General features: G+C 65.0%; 15 protein-coding genes. All 15 read left to right on the forward strand.

Going from position 1 to position 21,232, the window contains the following annotated elements:
* A partial coding sequence (locus VJ307_03630) for a DALR domain-containing protein (GenBank protein ID HJX73224.1) occupies positions 1-845 on the forward strand: 845 nt, incomplete at its 5' end.
* Between the two features lie 655 nt (positions 846-1,500).
* Positions 1,501-3,492, forward strand: a complete 1,992-nt coding sequence (gene uvrB / locus VJ307_03635; protein ID HJX73225.1) for an excinuclease ABC subunit UvrB — start codon at positions 1,501-1,503, stop codon at positions 3,490-3,492.
* A 9-nt stretch (positions 3,493-3,501) separates the two neighbouring features.
* The gene (gene uvrC / locus VJ307_03640) at positions 3,502-5,175 is read left to right on the forward strand and encodes an excinuclease ABC subunit UvrC (GenBank protein ID HJX73226.1); all 1,674 of its coding nucleotides are present in this window, start codon (positions 3,502-3,504) and stop codon (positions 5,173-5,175) included.
* A 503-nt stretch (positions 5,176-5,678) separates the two neighbouring features.
* Positions 5,679-8,072: a ComEC/Rec2 family competence protein gene (locus tag VJ307_03645; protein HJX73227.1), complete on the forward strand. Its 2,394-nt coding sequence runs from the start codon at positions 5,679-5,681 to the stop codon at positions 8,070-8,072.
* A gap of 36 nt (positions 8,073-8,108) precedes the next feature.
* Complete coding sequence (locus tag VJ307_03650; protein ID HJX73228.1) at positions 8,109-9,500, forward strand: GGDEF domain-containing protein; 1,392 nt, start codon at positions 8,109-8,111, stop codon at positions 9,498-9,500.
* A gap of 20 nt (positions 9,501-9,520) precedes the next feature.
* Positions 9,521-10,765, forward strand: a complete 1,245-nt coding sequence (gene hisS / locus VJ307_03655; protein ID HJX73229.1) for a histidine--tRNA ligase — start codon at positions 9,521-9,523, stop codon at positions 10,763-10,765.
* A 2-nt stretch (positions 10,766-10,767) separates the two neighbouring features.
* Positions 10,768-12,558, forward strand: a complete 1,791-nt coding sequence (aspS, locus tag VJ307_03660; GenBank protein HJX73230.1) for an aspartate--tRNA ligase — start codon at positions 10,768-10,770, stop codon at positions 12,556-12,558.
* Positions 12,559-12,595: 37 nt separating this feature from the next.
* Positions 12,596-14,698: an acetate--CoA ligase family protein gene (locus VJ307_03665; protein HJX73231.1), complete on the forward strand. Its 2,103-nt coding sequence runs from the start codon at positions 12,596-12,598 to the stop codon at positions 14,696-14,698.
* Positions 14,699-14,701: 3 nt separating this feature from the next.
* The gene (locus VJ307_03670; protein ID HJX73232.1) at positions 14,702-15,760 is read left to right on the forward strand and encodes a phosphotransacetylase family protein; all 1,059 of its coding nucleotides are present in this window, start codon (positions 14,702-14,704) and stop codon (positions 15,758-15,760) included.
* A gap of 339 nt (positions 15,761-16,099) precedes the next feature.
* On the forward strand, positions 16,100-17,041 hold the full coding sequence (gene mdh, locus VJ307_03675; protein ID HJX73233.1) for a malate dehydrogenase: 942 nt from the start codon (positions 16,100-16,102) through the stop codon (positions 17,039-17,041).
* Between the two features lie 502 nt (positions 17,042-17,543).
* Positions 17,544-18,710: an ADP-forming succinate--CoA ligase subunit beta gene (gene sucC, locus VJ307_03680; GenBank protein HJX73234.1), complete on the forward strand. Its 1,167-nt coding sequence runs from the start codon at positions 17,544-17,546 to the stop codon at positions 18,708-18,710.
* 12 nt (positions 18,711-18,722) lie between these two features.
* The gene (gene sucD / locus VJ307_03685) at positions 18,723-19,604 is read left to right on the forward strand and encodes a succinate--CoA ligase subunit alpha (protein HJX73235.1); all 882 of its coding nucleotides are present in this window, start codon (positions 18,723-18,725) and stop codon (positions 19,602-19,604) included.
* A 10-nt stretch (positions 19,605-19,614) separates the two neighbouring features.
* Complete coding sequence (locus tag VJ307_03690; protein ID HJX73236.1) at positions 19,615-19,911, forward strand: 4Fe-4S binding protein; 297 nt, start codon at positions 19,615-19,617, stop codon at positions 19,909-19,911.
* A gap of 2 nt (positions 19,912-19,913) precedes the next feature.
* Positions 19,914-21,044 carry a 2-oxoacid:acceptor oxidoreductase subunit alpha gene (locus VJ307_03695; protein ID HJX73237.1) on the forward strand — a complete coding sequence of 377 codons (1,131 nt, stop codon included), beginning with the start codon at positions 19,914-19,916 and terminating at the stop codon, positions 21,042-21,044.
* Positions 21,044-21,232: 2-oxoacid:ferredoxin oxidoreductase subunit beta (locus VJ307_03700; protein ID HJX73238.1), on the forward strand; the 189-nt coding region annotated here is incomplete at its 3' end. The genes VJ307_03695 and VJ307_03700, both read left to right, overlap by 1 nt.

Raw genomic sequence — 21,232 nt, forward strand, 5'->3', positions numbered from 1 at the left:
ACGGCGGGGGGAAGGACCTCGTCTTCCCGCACCATGAAAACGAGATCGCCCAGTCGGAAGGCGTGACGGGCAAACCGTTCGCGCGATACTGGATCCACAACGGATTCGTCAACATCGACAACGAAAAGATGAGCAAGTCGCGCGGGAACTTCTTCACCCTGCATGACGTGCTGGAGAAGGTGAACCCGGACGTGCTCCGGTTCTTCTTCGCCTCGAGCCATTATCGCAGCCCGATCGACTACTCCGAGAGGAGCCTCGACGAAGCGAAGGCGGGGCTTACCCGCCTCTACCGCGCGAAGGAGAAGGCGGAGGCGTGCGCTTCCGCGGGACACGAGGCGTCGTCCGTGCCGGAAGGGGACGATTTCGCCCCGCTCCGGGACGCCTCGGCCCGTTTCGCGGAGGCGATGGACGACGACTTCAACACGGCGGCGGCCCTGGGCCACCTGTTCGACGCCGTGCGTGCGCTGAACCGGCTGGCCCCTGCCGATCCGGCTTCGGAGGGGGAAAAGGCGGGCCGGTTCCTGGCGGGGTACGAGATACTCGAACCGCTGTTCGGCGTGCTGGGGCTGCTAGCGTCCTCGGCGGAGGAGTATTTCCGCGGCGAGGAGCGGCATTATGAGCATGTCTCCGAAGGACCGACGATATCCTTCGGGGGCGGCTCAGCGACGGAATTCAGGCCGGAAAGGCTCTCCGTCGGGGAGATCGAGCGCAGGATCGAGGAACGCAGGGCCGCCCGCGCGCGGAAGGACTTCGCCGAGGCTGACCGGATCCGGAAGGAACTCGACGCGCTGGGTGTCCTCCTCGAGGATTCCAAGGCCGGGACGACGTGGAAGTACAAGACGTAGCATCCGCCGCGTTCGGACGCCCCGTCGCAAGGGCGCCCGGAATCGGCTCCGCAGCCTCGGAGGGGGGCTCCGTTCGGTCTCACTGCGCCCCCGCTCCTTCGGCTTGCTGCGCTCTCCGGCACCCGCGAAACGTCGCGCCCCCCCTAAGAACAGGGACGTTCCTATGAACTCTTCCTTCCCTGCGGAGGGCGCCGTATTTACGCCCCTCGTTCACGGGGGCGTGGGAAACGGCTCCGCTCCCTCGGAGGGGGCCCGCTCGCTTCGTCGCTCGCCTTGCGGTGCACCCGCAAGGCTGCGCTTGACCTTCCTCCCGGGAAGCTCCGCTCGGGACCCCCTCCTGCGTGCGCTCCGCCGCGTAACGCCCCGTTCGGGCGCCTCGCCGGACGGGGCGCATCGACCCTCTTGGGGCACGCCCTCTTCGGCAACGGACCCCTGGAGGCGGGTCTCGCTGCCCCCCCTACTGCGGCTGCTTTGCCGACGACCGGGGACCCGGGGCGATGCGGGGGGTTCCGCAGAGCGGCCTGTGGAGCGAGGAGGGAATTGCGTCGAGCGGAACCGGCAGCGAGCGGGCGAAGGTCGCGAGCGTAGCGGATGCGGAAGCCCCCCGCGAGCCAGGGTCCCCGGTCGCCATATAATGGCGTAGAGGGGGGACGCATTGGAGAAATTGTTCCGTCTGAAGGCGTCGTTCGCCCCTTCGGGGGACCAGCCGGAAGCGATCCGCGGGCTCATCGAGGGGCTTTCCCGGGGGGTGCACCGCCAGGTGCTGCTCGGGGTGACCGGATCCGGCAAGACCTTCACGATGGCCAACGTCATCGCCGGGACGGACCGGCCGGCGTTGATCATCGCCCCGAACAAGACGCTCGCCGCCCAGCTGTTCGCGGAATTCAAGGATCTTTTCCCGGAAAACGCCGTCGAGTACTTCGTCTCCTATTACGACTATTACCAGCCCGAGGCGTACATCCCCCAGACGGACACCTTCATCGAGAAGGACTCGTCGATCAACGAGCAGATCGACAAGATGCGCCACAGCGCCACGCGGTCCGTCATGACCCGGCGGGACGTGATCGTCGTCGCCTCGGTGTCCTGCATCTACGGGCTCGGCTCGCCGGAGTTCTACGGCAGGGCGACGGTGCGCGTCACGCAAGGCGCCCTGTTCCCCCGGAACGACCTGATCCGCCGGCTGGTCGATATCCAATACGAGCGGAACGACATCGATTTCCACCGGGGCACCTTTCGTGTCCGCGGGGACGCGGTGGAGCTGTTCCCCGCCTACGAGGAGGACCGGGTCCTGCGGATCGAGTTCGACGAGGACGCCGTCGACCGGATCCGCTACGTGGACCCCTTGCGGGGGACGCGACTGGTTGACGTCCCGGAGACGGTCATCTTTCCGGCCAGCCACTACGTCACCCCGGAGGATCACCTCGACCGGGCCATCCGGGGAATCGAGGCGGAGCTCGCCGATCAGCTGGCCCGATTCGCGCAGGAGGGGAAGCTCCTCGAGGCGGAACGGTTGCGGCAGCGCGCGACCTACGATTGCGAGATGATCCGCCAGATGGGGTTTTGCAGCGGCATCGAAAACTATTCCCGGCACCTGGACGGCCGGGAGCCCGGCCAGCCGCCCTACACGCTGCTCGATTATTTCCCGCGCGATTTCCTCACGTTCATCGACGAGTCGCACGTCACCGTGCCGCAACTCCACGGAATGTACAACGGCGACTTCTCCCGGAAATCGACGCTCGTCTCGTTCGGGTTCCGTCTCCCTTCCGCCCTCGACAACCGGCCGCTCCGGTTCGAGGAGTTCCACAGCCGGGTGGGGCAGACGATCTTCGTCTCCGCGACGCCGGCCGATTACGAACGGGAGGAGAGCCGCGGCGCCGTGGTGGAGCAGATCATCCGCCCCACCGGACTCGTGGACCCCGAAGTCGAGGTGAGGCCTGCGACCCGGCAGGTGGACGACCTGCTCTCGGAGATCCGGGAGCGGGCCGCGGCGGGGGAGCGGGTCCTGGTGACGACCCTCACCAAGAGGATGGCGGAGGATCTGACCGAGTACTACGAGGGGCAGGGCGTCCGGGTCCAGTATCTCCACTCCGATATCGACACGGTCGAGAGAGTGAACATCATCCGGAATCTCCGCCTCGGGAAGTTCGACGTCCTGATCGGCATCAACCTTCTCCGCGAGGGGCTGGACATCCCCGAGGTGTCCCTCGTGGCGATTTTGGACGCGGACAAGGAGGGATTCCTCCGGTCGACGCGATCCCTCATCCAGACGTTCGGACGGGCATCCAGGAACCTCTCGGGGAAGGTGATCCTGTACGCGGACCGGATGACGGGTTCCATGCGGGACGCCATTTCCGAAACGGAGCGACGCCGGGCGAGGCAGGGTTCGTTCAACCGGGAGCACGGCATCACCCCCGAGACCGTGAGGAAGAACATCGCGGAGCCGATCGGGCGGGCCTGCGAGGGGGACTACGTCACCGTGGTCCCCGGGGAGGAGTGGGATTTTTCTTCCGCCGGGGAACTGGCCCGACATCTCCGGAAGCTGCGAAAGGATATGGAGAAGGCGGCGAAGAAGCTCGACTTCGAACGGGCGGCGGAGATCCGGGACCGCCTGCTCGCTCTCGAGCGCGTGGAGCTGAAGGCGAGGTAGAGGCAGGAGATGGGTCCTCTCTCCGGGTGGAAAACGTTCCCGCGCAGGCCGGGGGTCTACCTGATGGCGGACGCCCGGGGGAAGGTCCTGTACGTCGGGAAGGCCAAGGACCTGCGGGCACGCCTTCACAATTACGCATCGGGTGGCGGGGACGGCCGCCCGCAGATTCCCCACCTGCTCGGCCGGATCGCGTCCGTCCGGTGCATCGTGACCTCCTCGGAAAAGGAGGCCCTTCTCCTCGAGAACTCGCTGATCAAGGAGCACCGACCGCCGTTCAACATCTTCCTGCGGGACGATAAGGAGTACCTCCTCCTGCGGATCGACAGGAAAGAGGAGTTTCCGCGGCCCGAACTGGTCCGGCGGGTGGCAAAGGACGGGGCGATGTACTTCGGCCCGTTCTCCTCCGCCCGCGGCATCCGGGAAACGCTCAGGATCCTCTACCGGTTTTTCCCCCTGTGCTCCTGCTCCCGGAAAAAATTCGCCTCCCGAACGAGGCCGTGCCTCAACTACCAGATGGGGAGATGCGCCGGGGCATGCGCCGGGTTCGTCTCCCGGGAAGAGTACCTGGCCGTCGTCGACAACGCCGCGCGGTTTCTCCGGGGGGATTACCGGGATCTCCTGAAGATCTGGAAAGCGGAGATGACCGGGCTCGCGAAGGAAATGAAGTTCGAGGAGGCGGGGAAGCTGCGCGACCGGATCGCCCTCGTAAAGAATACCCTCGTCCGGCAGCGGGTTGTCCGAACGGTCCCGGGGGACGTGGACGCGGTCGGATGGTTCCGGGAGGGGGACGAGGGTACGGCGGCCCTTCTCCACATCCGGGAGGGTAGGCTCTCGGACGTCCATACCTATCATTTCCGGGTGGCGGGAGAGGAGGGCGACGCGATTTCCTCCTTTCTGCTCCAGCACTACGCCGAGGGCGTCTATTTCCCGGGGGAGATCCTGCTGCCCTCCGGGATTCCGGATCCGAAGCTGGTGGCCGGTCTTCTCTCGGAACGCGCCGGCAACCCGGTCGCCGTCCGGATTCCCGGAAAAGGGGAGAGGGCGCGCCTCGTGGAACTCGCGAACCGGAACGCGGCGGAGGCTCACCGGATGCGGAAGGAGAAGGAGGCGGACTACGAGAGGCTTTCGGAAAGGCTCGCCGCCCTTTGCCGGCTCCCCAAACCCCCGGTGCGGATCGAGGGGTTCGACATCTCGAACATCGGGGGAGCGCATCCTTCCGGCTCGATGGTGACCTTCGTCGGAGGGAAGGGGGTGAAGAAGTGGTACCGGAAGTTCGCGGTGCGCGGGGTCGCAGGTCCGGACGACTTCGCGATGATGGAGGAGGTGGTTCGGAGGCGCTTCGGGCACGACGAGGATTTCGGGGGAATGCCGGACCTGGCGCTGATCGACGGCGGGAAGGGGCAGCTTGCCTCCGCCCTCGCCGCGATGGCCGTCGCCGGGCACGGATCCTTGCCGGTCATCTCGCTCGCCAAGGAGCGCGCCCGGGGCGGACGGACGGTATCCCACGAGAGGATCTTCCTTCCCGGGCGGAAGAACCCGGTGGTCCTCCCCCCGAACGACCCGGTCCTCCTTCTCTTGATGCGGATCCGGGACGAGGCCCACCGGTTCGCCCTCTCCTACCACCGCGCGCGACGGGCGAAGGCATTCACCGGCGGGGGAGCGTCGACGGAAACACCCCGGTAACTCGGGCGGGAACGGGCGTAAGAACAGGGACGTTTCTAAGAACTCTTCCTCCCCTGCTTGGGGCGCCGCATCTGCGCGCCCCGTTACGAGGGCGCCGGGGGCGGCTTCGCCTCCGGGGTCCCCGCTCGCGGTCAGCTCCCGGCTCCCCGGCTGCGTCCAGCGAACGTGCCCATTGGTCCTCTCCCCGGCCATTCCCCTTCCTATGTGGCATGCAAGCCTTGTTACCCTATAAACGGCGGGGCCTCCGCCGGTTCCGCCGGGGCTTCCCGGCCGGGGGATCCCCTGCGGCGGGCGCCGCATCTGCGCGCCCCGACGCGAGGGCGCCCGTGATTGGCTCCGCATCCTCGGAGGGAGCCTCCGTTCGGCCTCACTGCGCTCCCGCTCCTTCGGCTTGCTGCGCTTCCCTGCATCCAATCCGCCGCGAACGCCTCTCGCCCACAGTCCACTTCCCGACTTCCCGGGTCCAGGGGGCGTGAGGGAACGGGGATTGCACCGCCCGCGGCATGGATCATCCGTTCCGGAACCTGGGAACCGTCCTGCTCCTTTGCCTCCCCCTCCTGTTCGGATTCTTCCTCGGTCTGTCCGCGGGACCGTGCTTAGCCGCCGTCACCGCGGGGTTCCTCGTTTTCTGCCTTCTTCTTCTTTCCTTCCGCTGTTCCCCCCTGGCCGTCGCGTTCTCGGTAGCGGCCCTTTGCGGCGTTCTTTCCGCCGGCCGCCTTCCGCTTCTTGACCCGGAGGATATCCGGCCGTTTCTCGGGACGGAGGTCGTCCTTCGCGGGAACGTGCACCAGGTCCGTCCTACCGACGCGGGATGGAGCGGGGTCGTGGAGGAGGCCGAGGTTTCCTTGCCCGACGGGTCCGGTTCGATCCGGGCGGAGAGATTGCTCCTCTCGGTACGGAACCCGGACGCCGCCGTATCCTTACCGGCCGAAGTCCGGGCGACAGGGCGCCTTCACGCGATACGGAGCTTTGGGAATCCCGGGGAGATTCCAAGGGAATGGAACGCGCTCGCGCTTCGCGTCCAGTACCGGTTTTCGGCGGATGCCTCCCGTGCCGTCTTCCTTCCCATGAAAGAAGGAGTCGGGGGGGCCCCGGGCATATTCCACCGCTCCCGGACGCGGACGGAGCGGTGGCTTGCCGTTCACGCCGGCGATTCCGACGGCGCCCTGTTTCTCCGCGCATTGACCACGGGGGAGAGTCCGCAGCCGTCCCATCCCATGGTGCGCCTCCTGCAGCGGACGGGCCTCGCCCACCTGCTCGCGATATCCGGGGTGAACGTGGCCATCTTCTTCTCCATCCACGCGCTCCTGGTGCGGAGCGCCCTCTGGGCATTCCGGCGGCGGCACGGGACTCCGGACCTGAACCGGTCTTCCGCCCTTCTGTCCCTGCCCGTCTGCTGGGGGTATGCGCTGATGGCCGGATCGCCGGTTTCCGCGATCCGTTCCGCGGGGATGCTTACCGTGGTCGTGCTGCTCCGACATCTTCTGGGAGTCCGCGGGGCGGGCGCGGCGTGGACCTTCCTCTTCCTGTCCACGATCGCATGTTCGCCTACGCTGATTTTTTCCCCTTCGTTTCTCCTCTCCTACGGCGCCTCCTTTTTCCTGATCGTCGCGTTCGCGGGGAAGCGTCGGAACGGCACGCGCGTTCCGCATCTTTTCGGGAAAGCGGCCGGGTGGGCGAGAAACGCCGTCGTCGGGGCCGCGATGGCGTTTTTCGGGACACTGCCGGTGTCCGCGGCATTCTTCGAGGGATTTCCGGCGGGTGCGATCCTGTGGAACGTCCTGTTTGCGCCCCTGCTCGGGACCGTCGGAGTGGCCGGGGCGCTGCTCGGGGCGGTGGGGGGGGTCTTCTCGATCGATCTCCTCGGGGGGCCCGTCCGCATCGCCGCCCGGTTCGTAGGAGGCGCTCTCGCGCTCCTTGCGCGGGTTTCCGGGAGCGGGGCCTGGTGGTACCCTCTCCCGCCTTCCGGGATCGCCGCCCCGGTTGTCTGCACCGGGGCGGCCGCCTATTGCTCCCTCTGGCTTCGGAGCCGGGGAAGGGAGCCGTGGCCCGCCGTGGCGGCCGCCGGTGCCGCATTCCTGGTGTGGATCCACGTCCCGTACGCCGCGCTGCCCGACCATCGCCTGACGGTAGCCGCGTTGAATGTCGGGAAAGGGGCGGCCCACCTGGTTTCCTTCCCGGGAGGTGGGCATATGCTTGTCGATTGCGGAAGCGGCCTGCGCGGCGACGTCGGAGAGAACGTCGTCCTCCCCTATCTCCGAAAACGGGGAATCCGCCGGATCGACGTGCTCGTCCTCACCCACCCCCACGAGGACCATTACGGCGGGGCGGCAGCGGTATTGTCGTCGCTGCCCGTGGGGGAGATCTGGATCCCCGAAGGGGTTCCTCCCGCCTCCTTCGGGGAAGCGGTGGGGGAAGACGTCGACAGGGTCCGGTGGAAATCCCGGGGGGACCGGTATGCGTCGGGCGGGGCGGAAGCGATCGTTCGCGGGGCGGAAATGCCTGACGATCCTCGCAAAATCAACGAACGGAGCCTGCTCCTCGAGATTCGTTACAAATCCTTCTCCGTGTGGCTTCCCGGCGACGTGGAGCGGGGTCCCTCCGCGTGGGGAGAAAAACCTTTCGATAAGAAAAAGGAAACACGGGTCGTCTTCCTGCCGCATCACGGTTCGTCCAGGGCGCAGCCGGAAGCATGGATGCGGGCCGCTTCCCCCGCCGCTGTCGTGTCGCAGAATAGCGATTGTCTCCGAAAATGGAATCTGGTACCCTGCGTCCAATCTTTCTTTTTGGAAAATGGGGCTGTTACAATGAGGTCGGACGGCGAATCGATGTTCATCGAACAGGAAAAACGAACCCGCATATGGAAAATCATGCTGCGCCTGTCCCCGGAAGGGTAACCGGAAGCGGACGCATGGATTTTTCCGGTAGATGAAATGGCGAAGCAACGGGTCCTGATCCTCTCCCCCGATCCGAAGAAAGTCGAAAGCGCGTTGCGGGACAAATCCCTGGCCGGGATTCACTTCACCGTACACTCCGATTGGGACAAGGGCGTTTCCGCGCTCTCCAAGGAAAATTTCTCGGTCATCGTCGCCCGGAAATTCCGGAAGACGCAGACTGCGGAGTCGTTCGTCCAGGACGTCCTGTCGCTCGCCCCGAAGACCCCCCTCGTCCTGGTCCTCCCGAAGAAAGGGGGGCCTTCCGTCCTCGGAGGGCTGCGGGGGGGTGCATCCGAGATTATCTTCGAGGAAAACCTGGAACGGGAGCTGCGCCCGACCCTGGAAAAATACCTGTTTCTCGGGCACGGTCTCCTTCGGAAAATATCCCTCGACGAACTGTTCGACTACTGTTTTCCCGTGATCACGACGACCGATATGGATTTGCTCGGCCAGACGGTGATCGAGATGTTCAAAGAGGCGCTCGGGGGGGCTTTCGGGGTCCTGTTTTCCGAGCGGGAGGGGAGGGGTTCCGGCTTCTCGATCCTCGCGTCGGCGGGCTTCCCCGACGATTCGATGGCAGGCGTATTTCTCCTGCGGTTCGGCACGGGAATCGCCAAATTCTCCTTGCCCACACCGGCCGTGTTTCCCGCGGAGCGCGTGGGGGGACTAACCCCGGACGACGAGAAGACGCTCGGGGAGAACCGGACCTTTTTCGCCCTCCGGTTCGACCTTTCGTCCGGCCCGACCCTCTACCTGGTTGTTGCCTTGCGGGGCGTTCCCGGTGGGGAGGTGCTCAACAGTACGCTCCTCAACTTCTTCTACCGCCAGGTCCGGTTCGCGCTCCTCAACGCAGACCGCGGGGCACAGACGCAGAACCTGATCTATATCGACGATCTCACGAAACTGTACAACAGCCGGTACCTCAACGTGGTGCTGGACCGGGAGCTGAAGAGGTCGGAGCGCTACCGCAATTTCTTCTCGGTCCTGTTCATGGACCTGGACTTCTTCAAGCGCGTCAACGACGCGCACGGGCACCTCGTCGGCACGAGAGTGCTGGTGGAGTCCGGCTCCGTGCTCCGCTCCTGCGTTCGCGAGACGGATACCGTGGTCCGGTACGGAGGCGACGAGTTCGTGGTGCTCCTCGTGGAGACGAAAGCCGAGGAGGCGATCCTGGTCGCGGAACGGATGCGGAAGATGATCGAGGAGAAGGCGTTCGGCAGCGAGATGGGGCTGTCGATCCACCTGACGATCTCCATCGGGATCGCGGCCTTTCCCGAACACGCCACAACGAAGCAGCACCTGCTGAACCTTGCCGACCAGGCGATGTACCGAGGGAAGGACTCTACCCGGAACGTGGTGTATCTCTCCGACGCGCAAAAAGTCCCATGACCATTTCTTCCGTGCGGGGGATGAGGGACATCCTTCCCCCGGCATCCGCCAGGTGGGCCGCACTGGAGACGGCATTTCGCGAGTGCGCGACCCGGTTCGGGTACGCCGAGATCCGGACGCCCGTCCTCGAGAAGACCGAGCTCTTCTCCCGCTCGGTCGGGGAAACCTCCGATATCGTCGAAAAGGAGATGTACACCTTCCTGGACCGCTCCGGGGAGAGCCTCACGTTGCGACCGGAGGGGACGGCGCCCGTCGTCCGGGCGCTTCTCGCCCAGCGGGCCGCCCTGGGGGAGTGGCCTGTCCGACTGTTCTATATGGGCCCGATGTTCCGCCACGAAAGGCCCCAGAAGGGACGTCTTCGCCAGTTCCACCAGTTCGGCGCGGAACTGTACGGCACCGATTCGCCGTTTGCGGACGCGGAGATCCTGATCTTCCTGAACAGGTTTCTGAACGAGGTGGGGCTTTCGGGGGTCTCCCTCGAGGTCAACTCGCTGGGGGATCCGGAATGCCGCCCCGGATACCACCGGAACCTGTCTGCCTTCCTGTCCTCCCGGGAGGACCAGTTGTGCGACGACTGCCGCCGGCGGCGCGCACAGAACCCCCTCCGCGTGCTGGACTGCAAGTCCGAAGGGTGCATTCGGGCCACCGCCGGCGCCCCGTCCGTGCTCGAGTCTCTCTGCGACCCCTGCCGTTCGCACTTCGAGTCGGTGGAGGAGGCGCTGCGTGATTCGGGCATCCCCTTCACCCGGAACCCGCGCATGGTCCGCGGCCTGGACTACTATAGCCGGACCACGTTCGAGTTCGTCATTCCCGGCATGGGCGCGCAGAACACGGTTGCCGCGGGGGGCCGCTACGACGGGCTGGCGGCGATGGTGGGGGGGCGGGAGAGGATCTCCGCGATCGGGTTCGCCATCGGGGTCGAACGCCTCCTGATGCTCCTCGGGGAGGAGGAAACCCGGCGCCCCGTCCCGGACGTGTTCCTGGTCACCTCCGGGAGCCGGTTCCTTCCCGAAGCGTTCCGCTGGAAGAGGGATCTGATCGGCAAGGGGATTCCGACGGAGATGGACTACGAGGGGAAAAGGGTCAAGAGCCAGTTTCGTCGTGCGGACAAGTCCGGGGCCCGCATCGTCGTGGTGTTCGGTGAGTCGGAGGCCGAGCGCGGGGCGGTCATCTTTCGGGACATGACGGCGGGGGTGCAGGAGGAACTTCCGAAGGAGGAAGCGATCCGGCGGTTGTTGCGAAGCCGGGACAACAAGGAGGATTGAAGGTGGACGCTTTTCTGCCTGAGCACAAGCGGACGCTGTATTGCGGACAGGTGCGCCCGGACCACATCGGGACAGAGGTCGTCCTGTGCGGCTGGGTCCACCGGCGGAGGGACCACGGAGGACTGGTGTTCGTGGATCTGCGGGACCGGGACGGGATCGTCCAGGTTGTCTTTTCCCCCGATTCCTTCCCGGATGCCCACGCCAAGGCCGACTCCCTCCGGGCCGAGTATGTCCTGTCGGTGCGCGGCACGGTGCGCAGGCGACCGGAGGGGACGGAAAACAGGAACCTGCCCACCGGGGCGATCGAGGTCGTCGCTTCCTCCCTCGCCATCCTCAACGAGTCGAAGCCCATTCCGTTCGCCCTCGAGGACGACACCGACGTCGCGGAAAACGTCCGTCTCAAGTACCGGTACCTCGACCTGCGACGCCCCTCGGTCCAGAAGGCGTTCCTCACGCGTTCCCTTCTCGCCCGTTCCACGCGCGACTACTTCTTCGAGAACGGGTTCATCGAGGTGGAGACGCCCGTCCTTACCAAAAGCACCCCGGAGGGAGCCCGGGACTATCTGGTCCCCTCGCGGGTCTCGCAGGGGATGTTCTACGCCCTCCCTCAATCCCCGCAGCTGTTCAAGCAGATCCTGATGATTTCCGGGTATGATCGCTACGCCCAGGTCGTGAAGTGTTTCCGGGATGAGGATCTCCGGGCCGACCGGCAGCCGGAGTTCACCCAGATCGACGTGGAGATGTCTTTCATCGACCGGGAAGATATCTTCCGGATGATGGAGGGCCTGATGGTTCGGGTATTCCGGGACGTGATCGGCGTCGAGGTGTCGCGACCCATTCCCCGGATGACCTACCGGGAGGCGATGGACCGGTTCGGAGTCGACAAGCCCGACACCCGGTTCGGCCTCGAGATCACCGATTATACCAAGGAGCTTGGGAATACCGGGTTCCGGGTGTTCGCCGATGTCGTCTCCAAGGGAGGGGTGATCCGGGGGATCACCGCGCCGGGGATGGCGGACGCCAGCCGGTCCGAACTGGCGGCTCTGGAGGAGGTCGCGAAGATCGGCGGTGCGCGCGGGCTCTCCTGGTGGAAGGTGACCGAAACGGGCCTCGCGTCGCCGATCGCGAAGCATTTCGGGAACGACCAGGTCGAAGCGCTCCGGGCAAAAAGCGGTGCGAAGCTGGGGGATCTTCTCCTGATCGTGGCGGACGAGTACCTCGTCGCCTGCGACTCCCTCGCGCGTCTCCGGCTGCACATCGGCGAGAAATCCGACCTCATCGACCGGTCCCGCTACGATTTCCTGTGGGTGACCGATTTCCCCCTTTTGGAATGGGACAAGGAGGAGCAGAGGTACAATGCGATGCACCATCCCTTCACGGCGCCGCTGGACGAAGACGTTCCTCTGCTGGACAGCGACCCGGGGAAAGCCCGGGCGAAGGCCTACGACATGGTGCTGAACGGGGCGGAGATCGGGGGCGGGAGCATCCGGATCCACCGGCGGGAGGTGCAGTCGAAGATGTTCGCGTTGCTGAACATCGGACCGGAGGAGGCCAGGATGAAGTTCGGTTTCCTCCTGGAAGCGCTGGAGTACGGGGCGCCCCCCCACGGGGGGATCGCCTTCGGGCTGGACCGGCTCTCGATGATCCTGTCGGGGGCGAAATCGCTGCGGGACGTGATCGCCTTCCCGAAGACCCAGAAAGGTTCCTGTCTCATGACCGACGCCCCCTCGCCGGTCGATCCGAAGCAGCTCCGGGAACTGCACATCCGGGTGACGGTGCCGGAACAGAAATGAGCCGGGGGGCCTTGTCGATATATGAATAGGCGGTAGGGTGTTTCCCAAGGAACTTTTCTACCCGAAATCCGTTGCTGTGCTGGGCGCTTCGCGCAATCCGGGCAAGGTGGGGCACGGCGTGTTCACCAACCTGGCCCAAACGGGGTTCCCGGGGGAGATTTACGGGGTGAACCCGGCGGGGGGGGAGGTCCTCGGGAGATCCTTCTACCGGGACATCGGAGCGATCCCCGGCGGCGTGGATCTCGGGGTGTTCGTGGTTCCCCCCCCCGCGATCATCGAGGCGATTCCCCTCATGGCGGAGAAGGGGATGAAGGCTGCGATCGTGATCTCCGCCGGGTTCAAGGAGATCGGGGGCGAGGGGGCGAATCTCGAGTGTGCACTCCGGGAGGCGCTTTCCGCGGCTTCTGTCCGAGCGGTCGGCCCGAACTGCCTGGGGGTCATCAACACGCACGGGAAATTGAACGCCTCCTTCTCCGCCGGGACCCCGATTCCCGGGTCGATCGCCTTTTTCTCGCAGTCCGGCGCCCTCTGCACCGCCATCCTGGACTGGGCAATCGGCATGGGGATCGGGTTCTCGAAAGTCGTGAGCCTGGGGAACAAGGCGGACATATCGGAACTGGATCTGATGGAGTATCTATCGGACGACCCGGAAACGCGCGTCATCCTCGGGTACGTGGAAAGCATCGACGAGGGTCTACGTTTCCTCCGCACGGCGCGGGAAGTGACCGCGAAAAAACCCGTCATCCTGGTAAAGGCGGGGGCGACCGCGGCGGGTGCTCGGGCCGCCTCCTCCCACACGGGATCCATCGCCGGGTCCGACAAGGCCTACTCGGCCGCCTTCCGCCAGGGGGGGATCCTGCGAGCGGAAACGGTGGAGGAATTGGGCGATCTTGCCCTCGGGTTCGCCTTGCAGCCGACCCCCCCGGTGGACCACCTCCTCATCGTGACGAACGCGGGTGGCCCCGCCATCCTGGCGGCGGACACCGCCGAGAGGATCGGGGTTCCCCTTGCCGAGGTCTCCCCGGATCTGCGGGAGCGGCTTCGGGCGATACTTCCGCCGACGGCGTCCCTCGGCAATCCGGTGGATGTGATCGGGGACGCCCGCGCCGACCGGTACCGGGAGGTCTTCCGGGTGGTCCGGGACGACCCCTCCGCAGGGGCGGTTCTCGTGCTGCTCACCCCGCAGGCGATGACCGAGCCCGAGGAAACGGCGCGGGAGGCGCTCTCCGTCCTGTCGGGCTCGGGAAAGACCGTGCTCGCCTCCTTCCTGGGGGAGAAGTCCGTCCGGGAAGCGAGGACCATCCTCCACAAAGGCGGGATCCCGCAATATCCCGTGCCGGAGCGCGCCGTCCGCGTTCTCCGGGGGATGATCGCCTACCGGCGCATCCGGGAGGCCGGCCCGCCCGGCGCGGAGGAGCCCGGCGGAGAGATCCCGGCGGGGGTCGCGGCAATCCTGTACGACGCCTTGTCCCGGGGAAGGAGAACGCTCGGGGAGGAAGACAGTCGCGGGATACTCGAATCGTACGGATTCCGCTTCCCGCGGCACGCCCTAGCCCGGACGAGCGTCGAGGCGGTGGCCGCCTTCGGGGAAATGGGGGGGGAGGTGGCGTTGAAGATCGTTTCTCCCGCGATTCTCCACAAGACGGAAGTGGGAGGCGTCCGTCTGAACCTCCGTTCCGCGGAGGACGTCGCCCGGGCATTTTTGGAGATCACCTCCTCCGCGCGCAGGATGGCGCCCAGCGCCTGGGTCGCGGGGGTATCCGTGCAGGAGATGGTGACGGGGGGGAGAGAGCTGATCCTGGGAATGACCCGGGATTCCCAATTCGGCCCTCTCCTCATGTTCGGGCTGGGAGGGATTCACGTGGAGATCCTGCAGGATGTCTCCTTCCGCGTGGCGCCCGTCTCCCGGCGGGAGGCCGCGGAGATGGTGCGGGAGATCCGCGCCTACTCGCTTCTCGCCGGATTCCGGGGCGGGGAGTCGGCCGACGAGGAGGCGATCGTCGAGGCGATTTTGCGCCTCTCCCGGCTGTCCCTTGATTTTCCCCAGATCATGGAGCTGGATATCAACCCGGTAATGGCGCTGCCGAAGGGCAGGGGGATCCGGGCGATCGACTGCCGGATGTCCATCGCGGAGGCGTAAGAGATGAAACTGTACATTGCATCCACGTCCGGATACTCGGGGAAAACGCTTCTTGCCCTCGGGCTTTCCCGGGTCTGGTCCGGCGGCGGCGTGTCGGTGGGCTATGTCAAGCCGCTGGGGAAGATCCCGGTGGTCGAAAAGGGGAGGATCGTCGACGGGGACGCCCTCTTCCTCGCGAAGGAGATGGGGCTTCCGGGTCCCCTCGAGGACGTCTGCCCGGTGGTGATCACGCAGGACCTGGTGATGGCCACATACCGCAGGGAGCCGCTTCACCTCCGCGAACGGGTGGGGCGCGCCGTGGAAAAGGCCGATTCCCGCGTCGATATCCTGCTCCTCGGGGGGGCGGCCAACCTTAGCGACGGGTTTTTTCTCGGCCTTTCCCCTCTCGACATCATCTCCTCCCTGGATTGCCGGGTCCTGCTGGTCGACCGGTTCACGGCGGAGGAGTCGATGGACCAGCTGTTGTGGGCGGCCCGCATCCTGGGCGACCGGCTTCTGGGCGTCGTGCTCAATCGGGTGGCGGCTTCCCAGGAGGCGTTCGTCCGGGATGTCGTCCGGCCCTATATCGAGGGAGGAGGAATCCGCTTCTTCGGTGCGATCCCCGCCGATCCCGTGATGGAAAGCGTCAGCGTGGCAGCGCTCGCGGCGGCTCTCCCCGCGCACGTGGAGAGCGGAGGGGATTTTCTCGACAAGATGATCGAGAACTTCTGCGTCGGGGCCATGGACGTGGAAAGCGCTCTCCGGGTCTTCCGGCGGATTCCGCGCAAGGCGGTCGTAACGGGGGGGATGCGCGCCGACATCCAGCAAGCCGCTCTGGAGACGGACACGAGGTGCCTCGTCCTGACGGGGGGAATCCCCCCGAACGAACGGATCCGGCACCGTGCCGAGACGTTGGGGATCCCCGTCCTGGTCACGAAGGAGCACACGATGGCCGCCGTCGAGCGATTCGAGCAGCTGCTCGGGCGCCTTCGGATCCGCGAAAAGGTGAAGATCGACCGGGGGGTTTCTCTCGTCGCGGAAAACGTCGACGTCGGGGGTGTGCTCGCCGCCCTGAAGGAGTAGCGGGGGGCAAGGAAGCAGACGCAGAGCAGGGGCGGCGAAGTCAAGGGTCCCCCCCCTCCCCAATCCTCCGGTTCTTCCTGGTTCTTCCTTGACATCCCCACTCCCTTTGTATACTGTATGCCTGGCTCGGGGGGAGGGATATCCCCCCGAGCCAGTCTCTGCCTATCCCTTATTTCATGTCTACGGAGGAAACAAAGGCGTTGTTCAAGACGTTCGTTCTGCCCAAGCTCCGAGTTCGCGGACGACGTCATCGCGAACAGGTAGGGGCCGACGGCCGCCGCCGGCAGGCGACGAAAAGGATGCCGTAAACCATTCGTAAAACATCGAAGGAGGACCCAGATGAGCCGGAAAAAGATCACCGTGATCGGGGCCGGGAATGTAGGAGCAAGCACCGCACAGCGGCTGGCGGAAAAGGACTTCTGCGACGTGGTGCTGGTCGACATCGTGGAAGGGATGCCGCAGGGGAAGGCGCTCGACCTCATGCAGTCCGGGCCCGTGTACGGATACGACACGTTGGTGACCGGAACCAACGGGTACGACGACACGGCCGGTTCCGACATCATCATCATCACCTCCGGTCTTCCCCGGAAGCCGGGGATGAGCCGCGACGACCTCCTCAAGGTGAACGCAGGGATCGTCAAGGACGTCACCCTCAAGTCGACCGCGAAGTCCCCCAACGCCATGATCATCGTCGTGTCCAATCCGCTCGACGCGATGACCTATGTCGCCCAAAAGCACAGCAAGTTCCCCGCGAACCGGGTGACGGGAATGGCCGGCATTCTCGACTCCGCAAGGTTCCGCACCTTCATCGCGATGGAGCTCCAGGTCTCGGTCAGCGACATCACCGCATTCGTCCTCGGCGGGCACGGCGACACGATGGTTCCTTCCACAAGATATACCACGGTGGCCGGCATCCCGGTCGAGGACCTCATCCCCAAGGCGAAGCTCGACGCCATCGTCGAGCGGACCCGGAAAGGCGGCGGGGAGATCGTGGCGCTCCTCAAGACCGGCTCCGCCTACTACGCCCCATCGGCGGCGACCGTCCAGATGTGCGAATCGATCCTGATGGACAAGAAGATGATCCTTCCCTGCGCGGTTCTTTCGCAGGGAAAGTACGACGGGTGCGACGGCCTCTTCGTTGGCCTCCCGGCGAAACTGGGGGAGAAAGGGATCGAGGAAGTCGTGAAGTTCAAACTGTCTCCGGAAGAGTCCGCCGCGCTGAAAAAGTCGGCCGAGGCGGTCAAGGAACTGTGCGAGGCGGTGGACCGGCTGGGATTTTAAGGCTTCCGCAAGAAACAAGGGGGGGCCCCGGGTCCCCCCTTTCCCTGTTTCACGCGGGAAAGGTGCCCTTCATGTCCGAACCCGAGACGATCGACCCCCTGTTGCCGCGCAATTCCCCGGCCTCGCGGAATTGCCGGCCCGAAGGCTACAGGGGGGTCGCAGACGATTCCGCCGGACGCATTCCCCGCGGAATTCCCGACGTCATCCGCTCCTTTTTTTGCTATAATACGTCCGTTTTGGGTACGGTCTCACCGTCCGCGACTGTCCGGCTTGTATTCGACCCGCGGAAAGAAGCCGCCTCCTGCCGCCCTGGGAAGACGATTCGCGCGGGATCGTTCCGGGTACGGGAAACGAGATCGTTCCGGGGGGTGAGTTGATCGGATATACTTGACGCGAGTGACGCGGATGCCACCCCGGGGGGAGGAGGCATCCGTTTTTCTGTTTTTCCGCATCTCCGGCGGTCCCCAGCAGAAAAAATTTCATTCCGGGAGGAGCCGAAAGGATGAATATCCACGAGTATCAGGCCAAGGCGGTCCTGGCCAAGTACGGCGTGGCCGTTCCCAAGGGGAAGGTGGCGGATATACCGGCGGAGGCGGAAGCCATCGCGAAAGAGTTCGGAACACCCGTCGTCATCAAGGCCCAGATCCACGCGGGAGGCCGGGGGAAGGGCGGCGGTATCAAGCTGGCCAGGACTCCGGAGGAGGCGAGGGAGTACGCCAAGCAGATCATCGGGATGACCTTGGTGACCCACCAGACGGGGCCGCAGGGGAAGAAGGTGAAACGGGTCCTCGTGGAGCAAGCGGGAGCGATCAAGAAGGAGCTGTACCTCGGGATGGTCATCGACCGCGCTGTGTCGCGTGTCGTCATGATGGCGTCCACCGAGGGGGGGATGGAGATCGAGACCGTTGCCGCCCGCACCCCGGAAAAGATCCTCAAGGAGTATATCGATCCTGCGCTGGGAATGATGCCGTACCAGGCGAGAAAGCTCGCGTTCGGATTGTCGATCCCGCCCGAACTGTCCGGCAAGGCGGTCAAGTTCATGATGGCGCTCTACAGCGCCTTCGTCGACACCGACTGCTCCCTGGCCGAGATCAACCCGCTGGTGCTGACCGAGGACGGCGATGTCATCGCGCTCGACGCGAAGATGAATTTCGACGGAAACGGGCTCTTCCGCCACAAGGATATCCAGGCGCTCCGGGACTTCGACGAGGAGGACCCCACGGAGACCGAGGCGTCCAAGTTCGACCTTTCCTATATCAGCCTCGACGGGAATATCGGCTGCATGGTCAACGGGGCGGGGCTTGCGATGGCGACGATGGACATGATCAAGATGAGCGGGGGGTCGCCGGCAAACTTCCTGGACGTCGGTGGGGGCGCAAACGCCGAGCAGGTGACCAACGCCTTCCGTCTCATCCTGTCCGATCCGAAGGTCAAGGCAATCTTGATCAACATCTTCGGCGGCATCATGCGGTGCGACATCATCGCCGAAGGAGTCGTGACGGCCGCCAAGACCCTCGGCCTCAAGGTTCCTCTCGTAGTCCGGCTGGAGGGAACCAACGTGGAGAAGGGGAAGGAGATCCTCGCCGCATCAAAATTGAACATCATTTCGGCTTCGGACATGAAAGATGCGGCGCAAAAAGTCGTGTCCGCCGCCGTCCAGGCGAACTGAGGGGGGACGACGATGAGCATCTGGGTCGACAAGAACACGAAACTTCTGGTGCAGGGGATCACCGGCTCGGTGGGGGCCTTCCACACCAAGCAGATGCTGGAATACGGCACGAAGATCGTCGGCGGCGTCACCCCCGGAAAGGCAGGGTCGAAGATCGAGGGAGTCCCGGTGTTCCATACGGTGGCGGACGCGGTCAAAGCGACGGGAGCCAACGCGACCGTCGTCTACGTCCCCCCCGCCTTCGCCGGGGACGCCATCTGCGAGGCGACAGACGCCGGGATCGACCTGGTCGTCTGCATCACGGAGGGGATTCCCATCCTCGATATGGTGAAGGTGAAGAGGTACATGGAGGGAAAGAAGACACGGCTGATCGGGCCGAACTGCCCTGGCATCATCACGCCGGGGGAGTGCAAGATCGGGATCATGCCGGGATATATCCATAAGCCGGGAACGATCGGCATCGTTTCCCGGTCCGGAACGCTCACGTACGAGGCCGTCCACCAGGTGACCACCCTGGGGATGGGGCAGACCACCTGCATCGGCATCGGAGGAGATCCCGTGAACGGGACGAACTTCATCGACGTCCTCTCTGCCTTCCAGGAGGATCCGAAAACCGAGGCGGTGATCCTGATCGGCGAGATCGGCGGGACGGCCGAGGAGGAGGCGGCGGCCTTCGTCAAGTCGAAGATGACCAAGCCCGTCGTTGGATTCGTGGCGGGCCAGACGGCACCCAAGGGGAAGAGGATGGGGCACGCGGGCGCCATCATCTCCGGTGGGAAAGGGACCGCGGCGGAAAAGATCGAGGCGTTCCGGGCGGTGGGAATATCGGTATCCGAGGCGCCCTCGGATCTGGGGATCACGCTGTTGAGACGGCTCGGCAAGAAAGTCCACTAGGAGGGAGAGAATGGCGGTGACGGCCCAGGGAAAAGAAACGGCGGTGGAGAAGATCGAGGCGACGGAAAACGAGAAGGTGAAGATCAGCATCATCCCGCGCTTTTGCAAGGGGTGCGAGATCTGCGTCAAGCTCTGCCCCACGAAGGTGCTGGGCATGGAGATGTTCCTGGTGAAGGTGGTCGACATCGACGCGTGCAATTCCTGCATGTTATGCGAGCTGCGGTGCCCCGACTTTGCCATCTTCATCGACAAGAAAACAATCGACAAGAAAAGTACGGAAATACAAGAAATCCCAAAAGGAGAATAACGGTGAGCACGTTAAAACTGCTTCAGGGCAACGAGGCGTGCGCGGAAGGGGCGCTCTACGCGGGGTGCACCTTCTTCGCCGGGTACCCGATCACCCCAGCCACGGAGGTGGCGGAGTATCTGGCGCGAAGGCTCCCGCTGATCGGTGGGGTCATTCTCCAGATGGAAGACGAAATCGCTTCCATGGGGGCGATCATCGGGGCGTCCCTCGCGGGGAAGAAGTCGATGACGGCCACCTCCGGCCCGGGGTTTTCGCTCAAGCAGGAAAACATCGGGTTCGGGATGCTTTGCGAGGTGCCGTGCGTGATCGTCGACGTGATGCGCGGCGGGCCGTCGACCGGGGTTCCGACCGGCCCCAGCCAGAGCGACATCATGCAGTGCAAGTGGGGGACGCACGGCGACCACCCGGTCATCTGCCTCACCCCGGCGTACGTCCAGGAGATATTCTCCGAGACCGTACGCGCGTTCAACCTATCGGAGAGGTACCGGACCCCCGTGATCGTCGCCTACGACGAGGTCATCGGGCACATGCGGGAAAAGATCGAGATCCCCGAGAAAGACGTCCTTCCGTTGGAGAACCGCCGCCGGCCGACCTGCCCCCCCTCCGAATACAAACCGTTCGACGAGACCAAGGGGGACGTCCCGCCGATGGCCGACTTCTTCAGCGGGTACCGGCAGCACATCACCGGCCTGAACCACGCCTCCGACGGGTTCCCGGTGAACGCCAGCCCCCGGATCCATACGGACGAGCAGCGCCTCATCCGGAAGGTCGAGGGGAACAGGAAAGACATCATCCGGTACGAGACCGTCATGCTCGACGACGCCGAGGTGGCCATCTTCGCCTACGGCGTCTCCGGGCGTTCCGGGAAGAACGCTGTGGAGATGGCGCGCGCCGAGGGAATCAAGGCGGGGCTCTTCCGGCCTCTCACCATCTGGCCGTTCCCGGAAGAGGATGTGGCGGCGCTCGCCTCCCGAGTCAAGGCGATCATCGTTCCGGAGCTGTCGCTAGGACAGATCATTTTTGAGGTGGAGCGGTGCGCGAAGGGGCGCTGCAAGGTGGAGGGGATCTACCGCGTAGACGGCGACCCGATCACCCCCGCCCAGATCCTGGAAAAGATAAAGGAGGTACGGTAATGGCCTTCGACTACGATCAATTCATCCGCTCCGGGAAGCTGCCGCACATCTGGTGCCCCGGATGCACCTACGGGATCGTTTTCAAGTCGCTTCTCCGGGCCGTCGACTCGCTGAAGATCCCCAAGGACGACATCGCGCTCGTCTCCGGGATCGGGTGCGCATCGCGGCTTCCGGGGTACGTGGACTGG

It is taken from the genome of Candidatus Deferrimicrobiaceae bacterium, from assembly GCA_035256765.1.
GTDB lineage: Bacteria > Desulfobacterota > Deferrimicrobia > Deferrimicrobiales > Deferrimicrobiaceae > CSP1-8.

Coding starts and splice junctions, on each gene's coding strand:
- uvrC (HJX73226.1), top strand. CDS start 3,502: ATGGGTCCTCTCTCCGGGTGGAAAACGTTCCCGCGCAGGCCGGGGGTC.
- VJ307_03645 (HJX73227.1), top strand. CDS start 5,679: ATGGATCATCCGTTCCGGAACCTGGGAACCGTCCTGCTCCTTTGCCTC.
- VJ307_03650 (HJX73228.1), top strand. CDS start 8,109: ATGGCGAAGCAACGGGTCCTGATCCTCTCCCCCGATCCGAAGAAAGTC.
- hisS (HJX73229.1), top strand. CDS start 9,521: ATGAGGGACATCCTTCCCCCGGCATCCGCCAGGTGGGCCGCACTGGAG.
- VJ307_03670 (HJX73232.1), top strand. CDS start 14,702: ATGAAACTGTACATTGCATCCACGTCCGGATACTCGGGGAAAACGCTT.
- mdh (HJX73233.1), top strand. CDS start 16,100: ATGAGCCGGAAAAAGATCACCGTGATCGGGGCCGGGAATGTAGGAGCA.
- sucC (HJX73234.1), top strand. CDS start 17,544: ATGAATATCCACGAGTATCAGGCCAAGGCGGTCCTGGCCAAGTACGGC.
- sucD (HJX73235.1), top strand. CDS start 18,723: ATGAGCATCTGGGTCGACAAGAACACGAAACTTCTGGTGCAGGGGATC.
- VJ307_03690 (HJX73236.1), top strand. CDS start 19,615: ATGGCGGTGACGGCCCAGGGAAAAGAAACGGCGGTGGAGAAGATCGAG.